18 protein-coding genes are annotated in these 20,974 nt (G+C 55.3%); 13 read left to right on the top strand and 5 right to left on the bottom strand.

The window, feature by feature from the left end; genetic code table 11:
* Positions 1 to 185: 185 nt before the first annotated feature.
* The 11 genes from ACVXHP_RS16695 to ACVXHP_RS16645 all read left to right on the top strand — a co-directional run bounded on the left by ACVXHP_RS16695 (position 186) and on the right by ACVXHP_RS16645 (position 15,276).
* On the top strand, positions 186 to 1,382 hold the full coding sequence (locus ACVXHP_RS16695; RefSeq protein WP_447571838.1) for an NAD(P)/FAD-dependent oxidoreductase: 1,197 nt from the start codon (positions 186 to 188) through the stop codon (positions 1,380 to 1,382).
* Positions 1,383 to 1,620: 238 nt separating this feature from the next.
* The gene (locus ACVXHP_RS16690; protein WP_447571837.1) at positions 1,621 to 3,111 is read left to right on the top strand and encodes an MFS transporter; all 1,491 of its coding nucleotides are present in this window, start codon (positions 1,621 to 1,623) and stop codon (positions 3,109 to 3,111) included.
* A complete protein-coding gene (locus ACVXHP_RS16685) occupies positions 3,108 to 4,652 on the top strand; it encodes an FGGY family carbohydrate kinase (RefSeq protein ID WP_447571836.1) in 1,545 nt (514 codons plus the stop codon). The genes ACVXHP_RS16690 and ACVXHP_RS16685 overlap by 4 nt, the downstream gene beginning before the upstream one ends.
* Positions 4,649 to 6,328: a glycerol-3-phosphate dehydrogenase/oxidase gene (locus ACVXHP_RS16680; RefSeq protein ID WP_316128506.1), complete on the top strand. Its 1,680-nt coding sequence runs from the start codon at positions 4,649 to 4,651 to the stop codon at positions 6,326 to 6,328. Before ACVXHP_RS16685 ends, ACVXHP_RS16680 begins: the two co-directional genes overlap by 4 nt.
* The gene (locus tag ACVXHP_RS16675; RefSeq protein WP_316128507.1) at positions 6,325 to 7,884 is read left to right on the top strand and encodes an FAD-binding oxidoreductase; all 1,560 of its coding nucleotides are present in this window, start codon (positions 6,325 to 6,327) and stop codon (positions 7,882 to 7,884) included. The genes ACVXHP_RS16680 and ACVXHP_RS16675 overlap by 4 nt, the downstream gene beginning before the upstream one ends.
* On the top strand, positions 7,881 to 8,456 hold the full coding sequence (locus ACVXHP_RS16670; RefSeq protein ID WP_042311797.1) for a glycerol-3-phosphate responsive antiterminator: 576 nt from the start codon (positions 7,881 to 7,883) through the stop codon (positions 8,454 to 8,456). The genes ACVXHP_RS16675 and ACVXHP_RS16670 overlap by 4 nt, the downstream gene beginning before the upstream one ends.
* A gap of 17 nt (positions 8,457 to 8,473) precedes the next feature.
* Positions 8,474 to 8,788, top strand: coding sequence for a putative quinol monooxygenase (locus ACVXHP_RS16665; RefSeq protein WP_447571835.1), 315 nt, complete (start codon positions 8,474 to 8,476; stop codon positions 8,786 to 8,788).
* Positions 8,789 to 8,821: 33 nt separating this feature from the next.
* Entirely contained in the window at positions 8,822 to 9,988 is a 1,167-nt protein-coding gene (locus tag ACVXHP_RS16660) for an iron-containing alcohol dehydrogenase (protein WP_447571834.1), read from the top strand.
* A gap of 352 nt (positions 9,989 to 10,340) precedes the next feature.
* The gene (locus ACVXHP_RS16655; protein ID WP_447571833.1) at positions 10,341 to 11,408 is read left to right on the top strand and encodes an HlyD family secretion protein; all 1,068 of its coding nucleotides are present in this window, start codon (positions 10,341 to 10,343) and stop codon (positions 11,406 to 11,408) included.
* The gene (rbbA, locus tag ACVXHP_RS16650) at positions 11,405 to 14,152 is read left to right on the top strand and encodes a ribosome-associated ATPase/putative transporter RbbA (RefSeq protein WP_447571832.1); all 2,748 of its coding nucleotides are present in this window, start codon (positions 11,405 to 11,407) and stop codon (positions 14,150 to 14,152) included. The genes ACVXHP_RS16655 and rbbA overlap by 4 nt, the downstream gene beginning before the upstream one ends.
* On the top strand, positions 14,152 to 15,276 hold the full coding sequence (locus ACVXHP_RS16645) for an ABC transporter permease (RefSeq protein WP_447571831.1): 1,125 nt from the start codon (positions 14,152 to 14,154) through the stop codon (positions 15,274 to 15,276). The genes rbbA and ACVXHP_RS16645 overlap by 1 nt, the downstream gene beginning before the upstream one ends.
* Before the next feature lie 97 nt (positions 15,277 to 15,373).
* Here the strand turns inward: ACVXHP_RS16645 and nikR are convergent, their stop codons facing one another.
* Positions 15,374 to 15,775, bottom strand: coding sequence for a nickel-responsive transcriptional regulator NikR (nikR, locus tag ACVXHP_RS16640; protein ID WP_006687486.1), 402 nt, complete (start codon positions 15,773 to 15,775; stop codon positions 15,374 to 15,376).
* Between the two features lie 91 nt (positions 15,776 to 15,866).
* Entirely contained in the window at positions 15,867 to 16,727 is an 861-nt protein-coding gene (locus tag ACVXHP_RS16635; RefSeq protein WP_316128512.1) for a LysR family transcriptional regulator, read from the bottom strand.
* A gap of 99 nt (positions 16,728 to 16,826) precedes the next feature.
* Here ACVXHP_RS16635 and ACVXHP_RS16630 point away from each other — a divergent pair, with 99 nt between their 5' ends.
* On the top strand, positions 16,827 to 17,333 hold the full coding sequence (locus ACVXHP_RS16630; protein WP_447571830.1) for a phenolic acid decarboxylase: 507 nt from the start codon (positions 16,827 to 16,829) through the stop codon (positions 17,331 to 17,333).
* On the opposite strand, the gene acpT is transcribed toward ACVXHP_RS16630, so the two are convergent.
* Positions 17,325 to 17,915: a 4'-phosphopantetheinyl transferase AcpT gene (gene acpT, locus ACVXHP_RS16625; RefSeq protein ID WP_200008751.1), complete on the bottom strand. Its 591-nt coding sequence runs from the start codon at positions 17,913 to 17,915 to the stop codon at positions 17,325 to 17,327. The genes ACVXHP_RS16630 and acpT overlap by 9 nt on opposite strands.
* Before the next feature lie 62 nt (positions 17,916 to 17,977).
* Positions 17,978 to 19,027: an AI-2E family transporter gene (locus tag ACVXHP_RS16620; RefSeq protein ID WP_199952791.1), complete on the bottom strand. Its 1,050-nt coding sequence runs from the start codon at positions 19,025 to 19,027 to the stop codon at positions 17,978 to 17,980.
* A gap of 133 nt (positions 19,028 to 19,160) precedes the next feature.
* Between ACVXHP_RS16620 and ACVXHP_RS16615 the strand changes: the two genes are divergently transcribed.
* A complete protein-coding gene (locus tag ACVXHP_RS16615; RefSeq protein WP_204561253.1) occupies positions 19,161 to 20,378 on the top strand; it encodes an MFS transporter in 1,218 nt (405 codons plus the stop codon).
* 3 nt (positions 20,379 to 20,381) lie between these two features.
* Here the strand turns inward: ACVXHP_RS16615 and ACVXHP_RS16610 are convergent, their stop codons facing one another.
* The gene (locus ACVXHP_RS16610) at positions 20,382 to 20,939 is read right to left on the bottom strand and encodes a DcrB family lipoprotein (protein WP_003827547.1); all 558 of its coding nucleotides are present in this window, start codon (positions 20,937 to 20,939) and stop codon (positions 20,382 to 20,384) included.
* Positions 20,940 to 20,974 lie beyond the last annotated feature (35 nt).

Genomic DNA, 20,974 nt, shown 5'->3' with positions numbered 1-20,974 from the left:
GTGACTTTGGCGGCGCGGGCAAAGTGAAATATAGAGTTTTTTTGATTTGTCTCCTGCTTTGTTTTACACCACTAAAGAATTATCCTATATATTTCAGATAAATACCCTTTATCGGTAGTTTGGTGCTGGTGCGACCACTGAGGAATCTTTACAATTCACCCCCGCTTTTTAGAGAGGATCGCAACGTGGAAAGGTTTGATACCGTTATTATAGGCGCTGGCGCAGCGGGTATGTTTTGTGCCGCGCAGGCAGGACAAGCAGGTCGTCGGGTACTGCTGATTGATAATGGTAAAAAGCCGGGACGCAAGATCCTCATGTCTGGCGGGGGGCGTTGTAACTTTACCAATCTTTATGTCGAACCTGCCGCATATTTGAGTCAAAACCCGCATTTTTGCAAGTCGGCGCTGGCACGTTATACGCAGTGGGATTTTATCGATCTGGTGGGTAAGCACGGCATTGCCTGGCACGAAAAAACGTTGGGTCAGCTGTTCTGCGACGATTCCGCCCAGCAAATTGTCGATATGCTGGTGGACGAGTGTGAAAAAGGTAACGTAACGATGCGGTTACGGAGCGAAGTCCTTAGCGTGGAGCGAAATGAGGAAGGCTTCACTCTGGAACTGAACGGCATGACGGTCGGCACGAAAAAGCTGGTTATCGCCTCCGGTGGTCTTTCGATGCCGGGTCTGGGCGCGACGCCGTTTGGCTATAAAATTGCCGAACAATTCGGTCTGAACGTGTTGCCGACGCGCGCAGGTCTGGTGCCTTTCACCTTACACAAGCCGCTGCTGGAGCAGCTTCAGGTGCTCTCTGGCGTATCGGTTTCCTCCGTTATCACCGCCGAGGACGGCACCGTATTTCGTGAAAACCTGCTCTTTACGCACCGCGGGCTTTCTGGTCCGGCCGTGCTGCAGATTTCCAGTTTTTGGCAGCCAGGTGAATTTGTCAGCATTAATTTGTTGCCGGATGTTGACCTTGCGAGCTTCCTCGATGACCAACGCAGCGCCCACCCTAATCAGAGCTTAAAGAATACGCTTGCTATGCAGTTGCCAAAACGCCTGGTGGAATGTTTGCAGCAGTTAGGGCAAATCCCGGATGTCTCGCTGAAACAGCTTAACGTGCGCGATCAGCAAACGCTGGTGGAGACCCTGACCGAGTGGCGGGTGCAGCCGAACGGTACGGAAGGGTATCGTACCGCTGAAGTTACGCTGGGCGGCGTGGATACCAACGAGCTGTCATCGCGCACGATGGAAGCCCGTAAAGTACCAGGTCTCTATTTTATTGGTGAAGTAATGGATGTCACGGGCTGGCTGGGCGGATACAACTTCCAGTGGGCATGGTCGAGCGCCTGGGCGTGCGCGCAGGATTTGATCGAAAAAAACTAACTTAATACCCGGACGCTGGTGGCGGGTATAAGCGCCTGCCACCCAATTTTTTGAAATGTTTGATTAACAATTGTGCTACATATCACAAAATCAAAGCCAGTCTAAAAAGTCGCTTTGACACGCTTTCTCTTACCTTCTAGAGTGGAAAAATACAGATTTTAGATAAGAGACTATCTGTGAAATTAAGATGGTCTCTTATTGCATTTTTTTAGCTAATGGCGACCTTCTTCCGAATATTATGAAGGGGAAAGCCATGTCCGCATGCTCATTCTCAAATCCGATAAAAATCCGTGGCGTTGATGACGTTATTCATTGCATCGACTCTCGCGGAAAAATAAGTGGCAGAGCCGGTGTTATTTGGTGGTTGGCATTAGGCGGCCTGTTCCTTGATGCTTTTTCAAATTCAGCTCTGAGTGCTGGATTAAATACAATGACCCGCAATTTAAATCTGAGCGCAACTGAAGTTGCGTTACTTACCTCATTTTCATCGTGGGTTGCCATATTATTTAATCCCATTGGCGGCTGGATTGCCGATCGCTGGGGGCGTGTACCACCGCTGATTATCGCCAAAATAATGGCGGTGATCGGGGCGCTATTGGTGATGTCATCCTCCAGTTTCAGCACCATAATCGTGGGCCGCTTCTTTGTTGGCGTGTCTTACGGGATGGATTTTGCCGTGGCCATGGCGATGCTGGCAGAGTTCACGCCGGTGAAACTAAAAAGCCGTTTAAACACCTGGCAAGGGGTCTGGTATGTTGCGGTTTGTTTAAATCTGGCATTAGCGCTGATGTTTTATTCCTGGGATGTCGGGGATGCTATCTGGCGTTATTCTATTGCCGTGACTGCATTATGTGGACTTATTGTGCTTTTCTTCCAGTTCCGTTATTTAGTAGAAAGCCCGGTATGGTTAGCGAGAAAGTCACGACTTTCTGATGCTGTGACCGCTATGAATAAAATATACGGTGATAATTTTATTCTGGCGCCAAAAGGGGAGCAAAAACCTGTCATTGGGCAAGCAGAAAAAGGGGCAAAAAATGTACTGCTAATATTCCGTGGCGTATATTTACCGCGTACGATTCTGGCTTCTACGGTTCAGATCTGCCAGTCAATCCAATATTTTGGTGTCGGCTGGTATTTGCCGGTTATTAGCGCCGCGATGTTCGGTAAAAACTTTGTGTACGCAACCTTGTGTTCACTATTTTTTAACGTATTTGGTATCGTCGGCGGTTTCTTGTCTCCTGCAATCGGCCGTCGTCTGGGCTTGCGCCGCTCTTCGGCGATCGGTTTTGCCGTGGCTTTTCTCGTACTGCTCACGCTGGGACTGTTCAGCGACAGTATGCCGCTGTGGGCCTCTTTGCTGGTCCCCGCGTTGTTTATTCTTTGTCACTCAGGTGGGCCCGGTGCAAACGGGAAAAGCCTTTCATCCCTCTCTTTTCGCAGCGAACTACGGGCAGGCGCGAATGGCGTGGTCGGTGCGCTCGGGGCAATAGGTGCGGCGCTCGGTCTGTTTATCTTCCCCGTTTTCCGTGATCTCTACGGCCTGCAAACGACCTTCCTGATTATGTCCGCCGTGCCGTTGTTCGCCAGCATCGTCTGTTTTGTGATCCCATGGGATCCCACTCGCACTACGATTCAGCCGGATAACGAGCCTGGTGCCCCACAGTTCGAATCACCCCATTCATCCTATCCCGAGTCGATGGCCCCAGAATCAAACAGGAGTACGAAATGATTGAATATGAAGATGTCATTCTGGCTATTGATGAAGGTACATCTGGTACGCGTGCGGCAGTGGTGGGGCGAAATAGCCAGGTCCACTGCCTTGAATACCAACCGCTTCAGGTCAGTAGTCAGCGCCATGGCGTTGTTGAACAAGATGCTGATGAAATTTTGCAGGCCACTATTGCGGTGTGTCGTACAGCGATTGCCAATGCGCAGCATAGCAAGATGCGTATTGTGGCGCTGGCGATTGCGACGCAACGTTCAACCGCGGTGCTCTGGGATGCAGACACTGGCAAGGCGCTGGCACCTGCGATGGTCTGGCAGGATGCACGTTTTACGGATGAGCTGGCGCGACTTGCTCCCGAATGGGATGCGAAACTGCTGCCGGTAATTGGACGACCGGTTGGGATACGTTCACCTTACCTCTGGGCCTCATACCATATCGCCAATACACCGGCAGTGAAGCGCGCGCACCAGGCCGGAACACTGGTTTTTGGCACCGTTGACAGTTGGTTGCTCTGGCATCTGGCGGAAGAAAAAAAATGTGTCACCACCCCCACCAACGCCACCTCTGCGGGCGCGTATTGCCTCAACGAGCATCAGTACCATTTGCCATGGCTGCAGACCCTGAAGTTCCCGACGTCATTGCTGCCTGAATTGCACGATGATACCGATGATTTTGGCACTACACGTGAAGATATCCTCGGGATCAGCGTCCCGATCCGGGCTTGTGCCGGGGATCAGTTTGCGGGGGCTATTGGGCTGGGTTGCACTGAGCGCGGGCAGGCGTTGTGCATGCATGGGACCGGCAGCTTTGTCGATTTAATGATGGGGCCGACGGTGCCGACATTGAAAAAAAGCTGTGAAAGTACGCTCACCATGACCGCGCGCCGACAAAAAGGACGCTCACATTTCTCTGTAGAAACATTCGTCCCGACGACCGGTTCGGCCCTGAACTGGGTGTGCGAAAAGCTGCGCTGGTTCGACTCACCCGAGCAAATCAGCGAGCTGGCTGCGCAGGCCAATGATTCAGGCGGCGTGAGTTTCATTCCAGCATTAACGGGGCTGCGTGTTCCTCATTTGCAGCCGCATGCCCGCGCCTCGCTTAACGGTATTTCAATCTCGACCACGCGTCCGCAGGTGGCCTACGCCATCCTGGAAGGCATTGCGCATTCGGTAGCCGCCTGTATGCGTGCGAATGAAGCGGCAACTGGCATCGCAACGCAAGAGCTGGTGGTAGGCGGCGGATTGTCCAATAGCGACACGTTATTGCAAATCCAGGCCGATGTTAGCGGGATCCCCGTTCGGCGGATGGCCGAAACGGCGAGGGCTAGCTTACGCGGCGCGGCGTTTCTGGCGGGAGCCGATGGGCTGCTGTGGGATTCGTTGTCTGATGCCTGCGCCACGCTGAAAACGGCGCGTTTGTTTGAACCCAAAATCAGTCATGACCTTCGCGAACAAAAAATTCACCGCTGGGAGATGCGTATTGCGCTCGAAATGGAAACCGCCAGCAGTCTCACTACAGCTAATCAGGAGCACGCCGACTCATGAAGTTTTTCCCTTCGCGAAAGCCAAACAAAACACGCAGTGATATGTACGGCGCCGAGCCGTTGCGTCTTCAGCGTCCTGAGCAACTGGACCGGCTGGAAAGCGAAACCTACGACATTCTGATTGTCGGCGGCGGCGTGACGGGGGCCTATGCGGCGCTGGATGCCAGCCTGCGCGGCTATCGGGTGGCGTTAATTGAGAAGAGTGATTTTGCCTCGGGAACCTCATCCAAGTCATCAAAAATGGTGCACGGCGGTTTGCGTTACATCGAGCAAGGGAACCTCGGACTGGTACGTCATTCTTTGCTCGAGCGCCAGCGCATGCGCCGCAATGCTCGCCATCTGGTGCAGCGGCTGCCCTTTTTATTTCCGGTACTCGATAAGAATGGCGTGTTTGATAAACGCATGTCCTCTGCGTTTGAAAGTCTGCTCTGGACCTACGATCTCGCCGGGGGATGGCGGGAAGGCATTCTTCACCAAAAATTAACTCCGGCGGAAGTGTTATCGCACTGCCCAACGCTGAAAGAAGAGCAGCTCTCCGGTGGCTTTATGTATTTCGATGCCCGCGTTGATGACGCCAGGTTAACGCTGGCCCTGGTGCGGACGGCGGCGTTTCATGGGGCGACGGTGACAAACCATGCCGAAGTCATCGAAACCACACGCGACCAGCATGGCAAGGTTAATGGGGGCATCGTGTATGCCGATGGCAGGGAAATCCAGGTCAAAGCGCGGGTGGTCATTATGGCGACGGGCGTCTGGTTGCGTGACTGGAGTGGGCTGAAAAAAGGGGAATCATCGCCGCTGAATATCCGTCCGGCGAAGGGGGTTCATGTCGCCATCCCGTGGATGAAAATTCGCAACGATTGCACGGTGACTATTCCGGTGGCCGGACGCAGTCGGCGCGCGACCATTACGCGCTGGGGTAACGTCTCCTATCTGGGCACCACGGATGAAGACTATCAGGGTGATTTGAACGATGTTCACTGCACTCGCACTGAACTGGACTTTCTGCTGGAAGGCGCAAACTCGGCGCTGAAAACGGATCTGCGCCCGGAAGATGTGGTGGGAAGTATCGCTGGTTGCCGCCCGCTTGTCGGTACCGCGGGCGGCAAAACCGTGGAGATGAAGCGTAACCATGAAATCAGGGTTGCAGCGGACGGACTGATTACCATTGTCGGCGGCAAACTGACGACCTCGCGCCACATGGCGGAAGAAACCATTGATGCGGCCAGCAAAATACTGGGCCGTAAAAAGGCCTGCTCAACGAAAACTGCGTATTTGCTTGGCGCGGCTGGCTATGACCCACAGGCCATTCTGGCCTCTGGCGGTCTGTCTGCACATCTGGGCGAGCGCTATGGCACCGAAGCGCATTTTGTCAGTGACATTATTCAGGCCGATCCCTCGCTGGTTAAACCTATCGTGGAAGGGCTTCCCTACACCGAAGCGGAAGTCGTATATGCCGTACGCCATGAGCTTGCCAGCACCGTTGATGATGTGCTGTCGCGTCGAATTCGCGCGCGTCTGATGGCACGCGATGCGTCAGCCGCTGCCGCTGAACGCGTTGGGGAAATACTGCAACAAGAACTCTGGTTACAGCCTGAACAGGTGGCAAAACAGGTAGCCAGCTATCAGGCCGCAATTAAACATGAAAAATCAATGCTTATGGGGACATCAGAATGATCAGTAAAGAAGCGATTAAACGTGGTTACAACCGTGGAAACTATACCGTTGGCGCACATACTCGCCCCGCATGGGCAACGGATATCACCAGCAGCAATGGCGCAAAAGGAATGCAGGTAGATCCCGTTGCGGTTAGCGAAGCGACGTGTGACCGACTGCGGGTGATTGCTGATGAGGTGCTGACTTCGGAGTCCGATGTGATTACCTGGACCCGCGACTGGTGGGCCGGTTCGATGATTGCGGAAACCCAGGGTGCGCCCGCCACCTCAAAAGGCGTGATTGTGCGCGTTTCTACCGTAGAACAGATTCAGGACGTAATGCGCCTCGCCAGTGAATCCGCTATTCCGGTCACAGTTTCTGCCGGGCGCAGTAACGTTACCGGAGCCGCCTTGCCGTTGCGTGGGGGGATTGTGCTCGACGTTTGTGAACTCAACAAATTGCTCGATTTTGACCCGCAAAGCCAGATTGTTGAGGTAGAAGCCGGCATGTTTGGCGATATTTTCGAGCAAACTATCCAAAAAGAGTACGGCATGACCATGGGGCACTGGCCGTCATCGTTTGGGATCAGTACCGTCGGCGGTTGGGTCGCCTGTCGCGGTGCGGGACAGCTTTCTACCCGCTACGGAAAAATTGAAGATATGGTTTTTGGTATGGATGTGGTGTTGGCCGATGGGCGCTTAATCACCGTTGGCGGCTATGCACGCAGCGCTATCGGGCCTGATTTACAGCAAATGTTTATAGGTTCGGAAGGCACGCTGGGCGTGATTGTACGTGTGCGTTTGAAGCTACATCGTCTGCCGGATTATGGCCGTGCTATCGCCTGGGGTTTTTCCAGTTTCGCCAGCGGGCTGGAGGCGTGTCGCGAAATCTTACAGCATGGTGCTAATCCAGCGGCACTGCGCTTGTACGATAACCTGGAAAGCGGCGTGCAGTTTGGCCTGCCCGAGACCAATGTCCTGTTGATTGCGGATGAGGGAGAACCCGACATTGTCGACGCGGTGTTGGCGATCGGTGAACGTATTTGTCAGCAGAGCGGAGAAGAACTTGACGGTGAATCCATCTTTGAGCGCTGGCTGGATACCCGCTATCTGACGGGAAAAAGCGCCGAAGGTTTTAAGAAAAGCCCCGGCCTGGTGGCGGATACGCTGGAAATGGTGGGGCGTTGGCGCGATCTCAGCGCGGTTTATGATGATGTGGTGGCAGCGATCAACGCCGTACCGGGCACGCTGGCGGGGTCAGCGCATCAGTCCCATGCCTATGTCGATGGCGCATGTCTTTACTTCTCGCTGCGTGGCGATGTGCCCGTCGAGCAGCGTGCGGCCTGGTATCGTGCGGCATGGGATGCGGCAAATGCGGTACTGATTAAACACAATACTTCCCTTAGCCATCACCATGGCGTCGGGCTGCTCCGTTCCCCCTACATGCAGGCTTCTTTAGGCGAATCGCTGTCGGTTCTGGCTGATATTAAAAAAGCGCTGGATCCGCAGAATATCCTTAACCCGGGCAAGCTGGGCTTAAGCGCCCAGCTTCACGCACATCAGGCAGGTCAATCATGATAAAAAACCTTGGCGTGCTCCTGGCACGCCAGCCCGTCATCATGGCGATTTACGGCATTGAGCAACTGAAAACCGCGCTGTCCAGCAAAGCTGAAGTCTGCATTATTGCCAATATCGATCTGATCAAGCTCCAGCCGGTGATCGAACTGCTGTCGAAGGCGGGAAAGTATGTCATCGTGAATATCGACAGTTGTAATGGGCTGTCCCAGGATAAAGGCGGCATTGATTATGTGGCCGAAACGGGGGCGATGGGGTTGCTTTCCACGCGTCTACAAACCGTACAGCGCGCGAAAAAATGCGGGCTGATCACCATGCAGAAAATCTTCGTCACCGACCGCTCCACCTGGCTACGCAGCCTGAAAGCCGTGGAGCAAAGCGAACCCGATTATGTGCAACTGATGCCTGCGCAGATGCTGCCGCTGCTGCCGCAGGCCGATCGTAATGTGTTGCCGCCGATTGTGGCCTCCGGGTTTGTCTGCAATGAGGAGCATGCCCGGACGGCGCTGTTGCACGGCGCGATAGCTGTATCAAGCAGCGACAGCGCGTTATGGGATGTGAATCTGCTACGTTAAACCACCGGGAGCCAAAAATGGAAAACACGCAGCTGTTTGTCGTTGCACATTATTTTGCCCAACCGACGATGGGTAACAAGGTTAACGACGCGCTCAGAATGCTGGCAGAGGCGACGCGTCAGGAACCTGAAATTATATCGTATGAGTTTTTCCGCTCCACGGAAGACGGCGATCGTTTTGTGATTCTTGAAACTTATCGTTGTGCAGAGGGGCTCGAGCTTCACCGGCAAACGGAACATTTCCAACGTATTGGCACTGGCATTATTGCCCCGATGCTGGCGCGTAAAGAGGTGAAAAGTTTTCACATTCATCCCGATGAACCGCGTGGTTAAAAGCTGTCCATTTATACTGCAAGGAATACCTCAATGAACAATGCCATGAAGGATTTTGCGTTTACGACGGTAGCGGAAATTATCGTCGAGTGGGCGGGTGCGTCTCGGTTAGGAGAGATCCTTCAGCAACGGTTTAGCGCGCGTCGTGTATTGCTGGTGACCGATTCCGGTCTGGTCAAGGCAGGGGTTTTACCACCGGTTCTGCACGGTTTGCACAACGCAGGGTTTCAGGTGACGGTTTATGATCGGGTCCAACCCGACCCACAGGAGCGCCTCGTTCGCGAAGCTTTACAGGTTGCCCGCGATGGTAACTGCGAGATGGTTATTGGTCTGGGGGGCGGCTCCTCGCTCGATGTCGCGAAGCTGGTGGCTGTATTAATCAACGCTGAACAAGACCTGGCGGAGCTTTACGGCATCGACAAGGTCACCGGGAAACGCCTACCGCTGGTTAACATTCCCACCACAGCCGGCACCGGGTCTGAAGTCACCAATATTGCAATTTTGACGACCAACGATGACAGCAAAATGGGCATTGTTTCCCCGCAACTGTATGGTGATTTGGTGCTGTTGGATGCACAACTGACCCTGGGACTTCCTCCTGTCCATACTGCCGCCGCCGGGATAGATGCGATGGTGCATGCGATTGAGGCCTATACCGGCAAGCATAAGAAAAACCCACTCTCGGACGCGCTGGCCCGCGAAGCGTTACGTTTAATCAGTCGCCATCTGGTGACCGCATGTCGTGACGGACACAACCGTGAAGCGCGAGAAAATGTGCTGCTGGGCGCGATGCTGGCGGGACAGGCTTTCGCTAACTCTCCGGTGGCGGCGGTGCATGCACTGGCTTATCCCTTGGGAGGCAGACACCATATCCCGCACGGCTTGTCGAATGCGCTAATGTTGGTTCCGGTGCTGCAGTTTAACGTGGCGGTAACTGCACCACTTTATGCCGAGCTGGCTCCTGTCATTGGGGCGCAGGTAACAGGAAATGTGGATATCGATGCCCAGTCGTTTATTGCCGGGATGGTAAGCATTATTGCGGCAACCGGGGCACCGAACAGGCTACGTGACGTTGGTGTTCCCGCAGACGGACTGGCGATATTGGCGCAGGATGCCATGCAGCAGACCCGCTTGCTGGGCAATAATCCCGTTACGCTAAGTGAAGACGATGCGTTGCGGCTTTACCAGCAGGCTTATTAAATCCAGAACGTGTCCGGTGAGCGGATCACCTGACACGTTTTGTTGGCGGCGATATCCCCACTACAACCGAATAGACATATTGAATCCAGGTGTTAGTATTCAATAGACAGCAGTTATGAGTATGCGTGTTTCATTTCCGGCCAGGAACGCTGATGATGACAACATTACTACCCGATTTCACAGCATTTTCGTCATTCACTTCCTTCGCGGCGCGCGTTGCCTTAACGCCTGCTCGCTCAATGGCCATTGTTTTTCATTCCTTCTCATCCCGGATGGAATCTCCCGCTGAATAGCTATTCAGTGGGCTTTGTGACACGCAACGTTTGATTACAGGGATTACGGCGGGTCGAATATGGATAAGTTTAAGCGTCATCTGATGTGGTGGGGAGCGGGCATTCTTGTGGCGGTGGCCGCGATAGCCTGGTGGATGCTGCGCCCTGCGGGAATACCGGAGGGGTTTGCAGCCAGCAACGGCAGAATTGAAGCCACCGAAGTGGATATTGCCACTAAGATTGCCGGGCGTATTGATACCATCCTCGTTTCGGAAGGGCAGTTTGTCCGTCAGGGCGAGGTGCTGGCGAAAATGGATACCCGCGTGCTGCAGGAGCAGCGGCTGGAGGCGATCGCGCAAATCAAAGAAGCTGAAAGCGCGGTGGCGGCGGCGCGGGCGTTGCTGGAACAGCGACAAAGTGAAATGCGCGCCGCGCAGTCGGTGGTAAAACAGCGTGAGGCGGAACTGCAGTCGGTCTCTAAACGTCACGTGCGTTCCCGTTCGCTATCCCAGCGAGGGGCGGTGTCCGAGCAACAACTGGATGACGATCGGGCCGCGGCGGAAAGCGCACGTGCCGCGCTGGAGTCGGCAAAGGCGCAGGTCTCTGCAGCCTTTGCCGCCATTGAAGCCGCTCGTACCAGCATCATTCAGGCGCAGACCCGCGTAGAAGCCGCGCAGGCTACCGAACGTCGCATTGCCGCTGATATTGATGACAGCGAGCTGAAAGCTCCGCGCGACGGTCGCGTGCAGTACCGCGTAGCCGAACCGGGCGAGGTACTTTCCGCGGGTGGGCGCGTGCTGAATATGGTTGATCTTAGCGACGTCTACATGACGTTCTTCTTACCTACCGAACAGGCTGGCTTACTGAAGATTGGCGGCGAAGCGCGACTGGTGCTGGATGCCGCGCCGGATCTGCGTATCCCGGCGACCATCAGCTTTGTGGCAAGTGTTGCGCAGTTCACGCCGAAAACGGTGGAAACCAGTGATGAACGTCTGAAGCTGATGTTCCGCGTCAAAGCGCGTATCCCGCCAGAGCTGTTGCAGCAGCACCTCGAGTATGTGAAAACCGGTCTGCCGGGCATGGCGTGGGTGCGTGTCGATGAAAATCGCGCCTGGCCTGAGGATCTGATGGTGAGGTTGCCGCAATGACGCATCTGGCGCTGGTTCCGGTTCCTCCCGTGGCGCACCTTGACGGCGTGAGTCAGCATTACGGGAAAACGGTCGCGCTGAACAATATCACGCTGGATATTCCCGCCCGTTGCATGGTGGGGTTGATTGGTCCGGATGGCGTTGGTAAATCGAGCTTGTTGTCGCTCATCTCCGGCGCGCGGGTTATTGAACACGGTAACGTGATGGTGCTGGGGGGCGATATGCGCGACCCGAAGCACCGCCGGGATGTCTGCCCGCGCATTGCCTGGATGCCGCAGGGACTGGGGAAAAACCTGTACCACACGCTGTCGGTGTATGAGAACGTTGATTTCTTTGCCCGCCTGTTTGGTCATGATAAAGCAGAGCGCGAAGCGCGGATTACCGAGCTGCTGAACAGTACCGGCCTGGCGCCGTTTCGCGATCGTCCTGCCGGGAAACTCTCGGGGGGGATGAAACAAAAGCTGGGGCTGTGCTGCGCGTTGATCCACGACCCGGAGCTATTAATTCTCGATGAACCCACCACCGGGGTCGATCCCCTGTCCCGCGCTCAGTTCTGGGATCTGATTGACAGTATTCGCCAGCGCCAGACCAACATGAGCGTGCTGGTTGCGACCGCCTACATGGAAGAAGCCGAGCGCTTTGACTGGCTGGTGGCGATGAACGCCGGGGAGGTATTAGCCACCGGGAGCGCGCAACAGCTACGGGAACAAACCGCCAGCGACACGCTGGAGCAGGCGTTTATCGCGCTGTTACCCGAAGCCCAGCGTCAGGCACACAAACCGGTGGTGATCCCACCGTATCACGCTGAGCGGGAAGAGATTGCCATTGAGGCGAAAGATCTGACCATGCGCTTCGGTAAGTTCGTCGCCGTTGACCACGTTAACTTTCGCATTCCGCGCGGGGAAATCTTCGGTTTTCTCGGCTCCAATGGCTGCGGTAAATCCACCACCATGAAGATGCTCACCGGACTGCTGCCCGCAAGCGAAGGTGAGGCATGGCTGTTTGGGCAAGCGGTTGACCCGAAGAATATCGATACCCGTCGCCGGGTAGGCTATATGTCACAGGCGTTTTCGCTCTACAGCGAGCTGACCGTGCGGCAAAACCTCGAACTCCACGCGCGGTTGTTCCATATCCCTGAGGCAGAAATCCCTGAGCGCGTAAAGGAGATGAGCGAGCGTTTTAGCCTGACCGATGTCGAAGACGCGTTGCCCGGCGCGCTGCCGCTGGGGATCCGTCAACGGCTGTCGCTGGCGGTGGCGGTGATTCATCGCCCGGAAATGCTCATTCTTGATGAGCCGACCTCCGGGGTCGATCCGGTGGCGAGGGACATGTTCTGGCAATTGATGGTCGATTTGTCGCGCCAGGATAAAGTGACCATTTTTATCTCCACCCACTTCATGAACGAAGCAGAGCGCTGCGATCGCATGTCGCTGATGCACGCCGGAAAAGTGCTGGCCAGCGGCACGCCGCAGGAACTGGTGAAGCAGCGCGGTGCCGCCAGTCTGGAAGAGGCGTTTATCTCCTGGTTACAGGAGGCGGCTGGCCCGGCGCCGGAGACGACGCTTTCGCAGGCTGATGCGCCGGTGGTGCATGAAAATAATCAGCCACCACGCCAGGGCTTTAGCCTGCGGCGTTTGTTCAGCTACAGTCGCCGTGAAGCGCTGGAACTGCGACGCGATCCGGTGCGCTCCACGCTGGCGCTGATGGGGACGGTGATCCTGATGCTGATTATGGGCTACGGCATCAGTATGGATGTGGAAAACCTGCGTTTTTCGGTGCTCGATCGTGACCAGACCGTCAGCAGCCAGGCGTGGACGTTGAATCTGGCGGGATCGCGCTATTTTATCGAGCAGCCGCCGCTCTCCAGTTATGACGAACTGGACAAACGGATGCGTTCGGGCGAAGTCGCGGTAGCAATTGAAATTCCGCCCAATTTTGGCCGCGATATCGCGCGCGGCACGCCGGTGAAGATTGGCGTCTGGGTTGACGGGGCGATGCCGAGCCGCGCTGAAACGGTTAGGGGCTATGTACAGGCGATGCACCAGACCTGGCTGCAGGATGTGATGGCGCGTCAGCCCAATGCCAATGGGCAAAACGGGCTGATGACCATTGAAACGCGCTATCGTTACAACCCGGATGTGAAGAGCCTGCCGGCGATTGTTCCGGCGGTGATCCCGCTGCTGTTGATGATGATTCCCTCCATGCTCAGCGCACTCAGTGTGGTGCGCGAAAAAGAGCTGGGGTCGATTATCAACCTGTACGTTACGCCCACCACCCGCAGCGAGTTTTTGCTCGGCAAACAGTTGCCTTACATCGTGCTGGGAATGCTGAACTTCCTGCTGCTGTGCGCGCTGTCGGTGTTTGTCTTCGGTGTCCCACATAAGGGCAGTTTTTTAACGCTGACGCTGGCCGCGCTGTTGTACGTCACCATTGCCACCGGGCTGGGCTTGTTAATCTCTACGTTTATGAAAAGCCAGATCGCCGCCATTTTTGGTACGGCGATTATTACGCTGATCCCGGCGACGCAGTTTTCCGGAATGATCGATCCGGTTGCCTCATTGGAAGGGCCGGGGCGGTGGATTGGTGAAATTTATCCGACCAGCCATTTTCTGACCATTGCGCGCGGGACGTTCTCTAAAGCGCTGGATCTGGCGGATCTTTGGCAGCTATTTATCCCGCTGGCAATCGCCATTCCGGTAGTGGTTGGTCTGAGCGTATTACTGCTGAAAAAACAGGAGGGGTGATGCGCCGATTACGCAATATTTATAACCTTGGCATCAAAGAGTTACGCAGTCTGCTGGGTGACAAAGCGATGCTGACGCTGATCGTTTTCGCCTTCACGATTTCGGTTTACTCCTCCGCAACTGTCCTGCCGGGATCGCTGCATCTGGCGCCGATTGCCATCGCGGATATGGATCAGTCGCAGTTGTCGAACCGGATTGTGAACAGTTTTTATCGCCCGTGGTTTTTGCCGCCGGAGATGATCACCGCCGATGAGATGGATGCCGGGCTGGATGCCGGTCGTTATACCTTTGCCGTGAACATTCCGCCTGATTTTCAGCGTGATGTGCTGGCCGGGCGACAGCCGGATATTCAGGTCAACGTCGATGCCACGCGGATGAGCCAGGCCTTTACCGGCAACAGCTATATCCAGAATATCATTAGCGGCGAGGTGAACAGTTTTGTGGCGCGTTACCGCGATAATAATGAGCCGCCGGTGGCGCTGGAAATGCGCATGCGCTTTAACCCCAATCTGGAGCCTGCCCGCTTTGGCGCGGTAATGGCGATCATCAATAACATCACCATGCTGGCGATTGTGCTTACCGGATCGGCGCTGATCCGCGAGCGCGAACATGGGACCATTGAACACCTGCTGGTGATGCCGGTGACGCCGCTTGAGATAATGATGGCGAAAATCTGGTCGATGGGGCTGGTGGTGCTGGTGGTTTCCGGTCTGTCGCTGATGCTGATGGTGAAAGGCGTGCTCGGCGTACCGATTGAAGGTTCCATTCCGCTGTTTATGCTGGGGGTGGCGCTGAGCTTGTTTGCCACTACCTCGATCGGCATTTTTATGGGGACGCTGGCGCGCTCCATGCCGCAACTGGGGCTGCTGATGATTCTGGTGCTGCTGCCGTTACAGATGCTCTCCGGCGGCTCCACGCCGCGTGAAAGCATGCCGCAGGCGGTGCAGGACATTATGCTGACCATGCCGACCACCCACTTTGTCAGCCTCGCGCAGGCGATACTTTATCGTGGGGCCGGGTTTAGCATTGTCTGGCCGCAATTCCTGACGCTGCTGGCGATTGGCGGCGCGTTCTTCCTGATAGCGCTGCTGCGTTTTCGCAAGACGATCGGCACGATGGCGTAAACATTATTGCCGGATGGCGGCTGTGCCTTATCCGGCCTACAAACGAGAACGGGTGTAGGCCGGGCAAGCGAAGCGCCCCCGGCAACGAAACAGGCTCTCACTCTTCTTTCGGCAGGCACTGCAAATGACCGTGGCGCACGCCGCGCTGGGAAATGACGTCATCGGCAAAATGCTGCACATCGCCCATGTCGCCTTTCAGCACGGCGATTTCCAGGCAGTCGTCATGGTTGATATGCACATGTAATGTGGCGACCGATAAATCATGATGGTGGTGCTGGGTGGAAACAATACGGCTCGCCAGGTCGCGTTTCTCATGCTCATAAACATACGAGAGTACCGCGAAGCCTTGGGTGCCGTGCTCCTGGGTGGTTTCTTGCGCCAGCGCGCCGCGCAGAATATCGCGGATCGCTTCGGAACGGTTGTTGTAGCCACGGCGCTGGCTCAGGCCGTCGAGCGTTTCCAGTAAATCGTCATCGAGAGTAATGGTGACTCGTTGCATCTGCAATTAACCTTTCATGTGGCGCGTTGACGCACAGAGAATGCGGGAATTAGCGTATTTTGTAACACACGTTCGGCCTCTGGGGAAAAGGTTAATGCTCCCGCAATAAACCCAGCAGCGTGCTCACCTGCTCATCCAGTGGAGCGAGAGTATCTTTAACGATCAGATGCAGCGGCGTGGCGCGGCGAGCGCCATGGCTTAACGGTAGCGGACGTAAAAGCCCCTGGGCCAGTTGCGTTTGAATACGCTCTTCAGGCAGCCAGCCGTAACCGACCTGATACATCACTGCATCAATCGCGGCATCAATGGTAGAGAAGGTCCAGGCATCGCGCACCGGTTGCTGCGGGTTGTCGCGATCGGCAATGCGGATCAGTGGCCACGCGCGTAATGCGTCTTCATCCAGCGGCGCATCCAGCGTGCAGAGCGGGTGATCGCGATGGGCAACGGCCACGAAGTCAATGTTCATCAGCCATTCACCACGCCCGGTAACATCCTGACGCCGGGTCAGGACCATGACGTCCGCATCGGCATGCGCTGCCAGTCTGTCGTCTGCATTTTCCAGTACCTCGGTCAGGCGCACCTGCGTTTGCGGCCACGCCTGCTGAAACTGCTTGAGGATCGCGAACAGGCGTTTGCGTGGGAAGATACTATCTACCAGCAAATCCAGCCGTGTTCGCGTGCCGTTTTGCAACGTTGCAGCCCGGGTCTCCACCCATAAAAAGGCCTTCAGTAACGGTTTGACCTGAGCTAGCAACAACTCGCCCGCCGGAGTTAAAACCGCCCTGCGGCCTTCCGGCGTCAGCAGCGTCACGCCGAGTCGCTCCTGCAATAGCGCCAGATTGTAGCTTACCGATGACTGGCTACGATTGGTCTCTTCCGCGGCTTTCGCAAAGCTGCCCAGTTCCACCACTTTCTCCAGCAGCGCCCATTGCTCGAGGGTTGTTTTGTGCATAACTCATCTAAAAATTGAATGAATATGATGTAAACATAGCGTTATTCATCCAATTTTTGAAGCGTTAAGATCCTCGCACCAAGTAAGAGGAGAACGAATATGAGCGCTTTTGATAAACATGATTTGAGCGAATTTGTCGGCAAACATCTGGTCTATACCTACGATAATGGCTGGAATTACGAGATTTACGTAAAAAATGAGACCACGCTGGATTACCGCATTCACAGCGGTATTGTGGGTAATCGTTGGGTGAAAGATCAGCGGGCGTATATTGTGCGGGTAGGGGAGAGTGTTTATAAAATATCCTGGACCGAACCGACCGGGACCGACGTCAGCCTGATCGTAAACCTGGGCGACAAACTCTTTCACGGCACCATCTTTTTCCCTCGCTGGGTGATCAACAATCCGGAAAAAACGGTGTGCTTCCAGAATGATCATATTCCGCTGATGATGTCGTATCGCGATGCGGGTCCGGCGTATCCAACCGAGGTGATTGATGAGTTCGCGACCATCACCTTCGTACGTGACTGCGGGGCTAACAATGACGACGTAATTGCCTGCGCGGCGAGTGAGTTGCCGAAAAACTTCCCGGAAAATTTACGCTAAGGCTTCCAGACGCTGCACGGCGTCGGCAGTCAGGGTAAACGGCGTGGGGGTACAGACCGCCAGGCTCAGGGCGTCGAGCTGACACTGGCTAACAGAGAGTGAGGAGGTCAGCGCGGTGCTATCGACGCTGACGATTTGCCAGGCGCTGCCGCCACGCTGTTTTACGATAGCTTCTTTGCGCGTCCAGATGCGCCAGAACGCCGCCAGCCGTTGCTCCGGGTGTTCAGCTTCAACTTCAGCATGTTCCCCAAGACTGAATACCGTATTTGCCAGCGACTGCCAGTTATCGCGGGGGCGAATAACTTCAATATCGCAGCCGACTTCCCCTTCGTCGCTGAGCAGCAGGACGATGTCATCGCCGCTATGACTGAGATTGAACCACAGCGGCGTGTCAGCGGGAAAGGCGGGTTTTCCTTGCTCACCGTAGACAATATCCGGCAATGGCGAAAGGGCATGGGAAAGCAGCACGCGGCCTGCCAGCCATCGTGCCCGGCGAGCACCTTGCGGCGCTTGCTCTTTCAGCGCGGCAGGCAGTTCGCCAGCACTTAAAACAGAAACTTTCCCAAGAACGATCTGATACATATCAGGACTAACCTTTAGTAATAATGGGGTTGTGTATCATTCTTCGCGTGCCATTTGCAAGTTTATCCCGGTAATCGACTTTTGGGTCTGCCAGGTCCCAGCAAAATTGCCAGTTTGCTGCCGCCTTTGGTGGTTTCCATCCAGATTTTACACACGCTGGTTAACGGCACGGAGAGTAACATACCGACCGGGCCGAGCAACCATCCCCATACCAACAGGGAGAGAAAGACGATCAGCGTCGATAATCCCAGGCGGTGCCCCATCATACGGGGTTCGAGAATATTACCAATCACCATATGCACGACCAGAAACAACGCGCCAACCAGCACGCATTCATAAATGCCGTTGAACAGCAGCGCCTGAATCATGGGTGGGACGGCGGAAATGACCGAGCCAATGTTGGGCACGTAGTTTAGCAGGAATGCCAGCACACCCCACATCAGAGCAAACTGAATCCCCATCAGCGCCAGCCCCAGCCAGACAATGGCGCCGGTCCATAAGCTGAGCAACGTTTTCAGCGCCAGATAGTGTGAAACGCCCTTCAGCGCCCGATGCAGCCCCGCAATATGAATCTGCGGATTGTTTAACGCGAAGCGCAGCTTATAGGGGACGTGGCGCACTTCAAACAGCATAAAGACGACTGTCATTACCAGCAGGACAACGCTGGCCATGGCGCCGGAAAGACTCGTCATTAGCGTGGTCGTGAAGGTCATCAGTTTGTCGGAGTCCATCCGTTGCAGCATGCGCTCCGGGGACATATGCAAGTTCAGAAAGGGGACCATTTCTTGCAGATACAGAACTTTGCGCGTCAGCTCCTTATTGTACTTTGGCAGCATGGCCATGAACTCAGTGATCGACGAGGCAAGCACGCCAATCAGCGCCGTTAGAACAATCAGCATGACCACGACCACTAACGTAATGGCTACCGGGCGACGCACCCCCCGGCGAATAAACCAGGTGACCAGCGGGTTTAATACGATGGCAAAAAAGAGCGCCAATAGCAGTTGCACAATGATATCCGCCGCGGCATGGATGCCCGCGAGGATCACCACCAAAGCGGCCAGTTTGAGCAAAATATGCATACCCGTTTTATCGGGCTGAGCGGTTGTCATGTTTTCTTCCTGTTTGCGTTTTTGCATTAAGTGTAGCGGTTGGCTTGCGTCTGTTATTCCTAAACTCGCTGCTGATTTATGTTCTGCAACATGGTAGAAATGAAACACTGTTGTGAAAATGTGGTGACCTTCCATGCCCGAACCCGTCGCTGAACCGACGTTAAGCGGTTTGCGCCTTAATCTGCGCATTGTTTCGGTGGTGATGTTTAACTTCGCCAGCTATCTGACCATCGGCCTGCCGCTCGCGGTATTGCCAGGCTATGTACATGATGTGATGGGGTTTAGCGCCTTCTGGGCGGGACTGGTCATCAGCCTGCAATATTTCGCCACGCTGCTGAGCCGTCCTCATGCCGGTCGTTATGCCGATCTGCTGGGGCCGAAAAAAATTGTAGTATTCGGGCTGTGCGGCTGCTTTTTAAGTGGCTTGGGTTACCTGCTGGCGGGATCAACCCAAGGTTGGCCGTTGGTAAGTTTGTTGCTGTTATGCATCGGGCGGGTGATTCTGGGTATCGGGCAAAGCTTTGCCGGCACCGGCTCTACACTATGGGGCGTAGGGGTTGTTGGCTCGATGCATATCGGACGGGTGATTTCGTGGAACGGCATCGTGACCTATGGCGCGATGGCGATAGGCGCCCCGCTGGGCGTGTTGTGTTACGCCTGGGGTGGCTTACAGGGACTGGCGCTGACCGTGATGGGCGTGGCGCTGCTGGCGATACTTTTGGCGCTCCCTCGACCGGCGGTGAAGGCCAGCAAAGGCAAGCCGTTGCCGTTTCGCGCTGTGCTTGGGCGCGTTTGGTTGTACGGGATGGCGCTGGCGCTGGCCTCCGCCGGATTTGGCGTGATCGCCACCTTTATCACTCTGTTTTATGATGCTAAAGGCTGGGACGGCGCAGCTTTTGCGCTGACGCTTTTTAGTTGTACGTTTGTGGGCACCCGCTTGCTATTCCCAAATGGTATCAACCGGTTGGGTGGGCTCAATGTCGCAATGATCTGCTTTAGCGTCGAGATTGTTGGGCTGCTGCTGGTCGGGATGGCCTCCATGCCGTGGATGGCGAAAATCGGCGTTCTGCTCGCAGGTGCCGGGTTCTCGTTGGTTTTCCCGGCGCTGGGCGTGGTGGCGGTAAAAGCCGTCCCGCAGCAAAATCAGGGCGCTGCGCTGGCGACCTATACGGTGTTTATGGATTTATCGCTGGGTGTTACCGGGCCGCTGGCCGGGCTGGTTATGACGTGGGCGGGCGTACCGGTTATCTATCTGGCGGCGGCCGGGCTGGTGGCGGTGGCGTTACTGCTGACCTGGCGGCTAAAAAAACGGCCTCAGGTGGTGTCACCGGAGGCCGAGTCATCGTCTTAACCGTTACTGGATAACCAGCGTGTTAATGATGTTTTCTGCGGTCGTTTGCGCTTTTTGCTGATCGTCAGCCGGCAGCGTAATTTGCAGCGTCAGCAGTTGGTTGTCCACTTTACCCAGCACCACGGAAGAGTAAGCGGTCTGGCCTTTGGCTGAGATGATGCTGTCTAGCTGTTGCAGCGTGTGGCCTTTCAGCTCAATAGATTTATTGGTGACGACCTGCAACTGCGGGTCGCGGCTACGCTGTTGATCTTCCAGACGTTTTGCCAGCACCGCCAGATCTTCGTTGGTATTGTCGCCGACGATCACAATCACCGCTTTCTGGCCGGTTGCGTCAGAATATACGTGCATATTGTTCGCCTGGGTGCCCAGCTTGCCGCTCTGATCGGTCATATCCGCTGGCAGGGAAAAACTGAGTTTGCCGTCCAGCAGGCTGACCGGTTGTCCGGTGGCGTTACTTTCTGCGGCGGCACCCTCTGCCGGCGCTTTCGTATCGCTATTATCACAGGCCGCAAGCCCCATAACCAGCAGGCCAATACCGACATATTTAACCAGATTGCGCATTGACTTCTTCCTTTCGATAAACGGCCATAACGGCT

This window comes from Citrobacter freundii complex sp. 2025EL-00176 (assembly GCF_053309355.1).
Note: the sequence above shows the minus strand (reverse complement) of the source record. Positions and strands in the feature narration are given on the sequence as shown.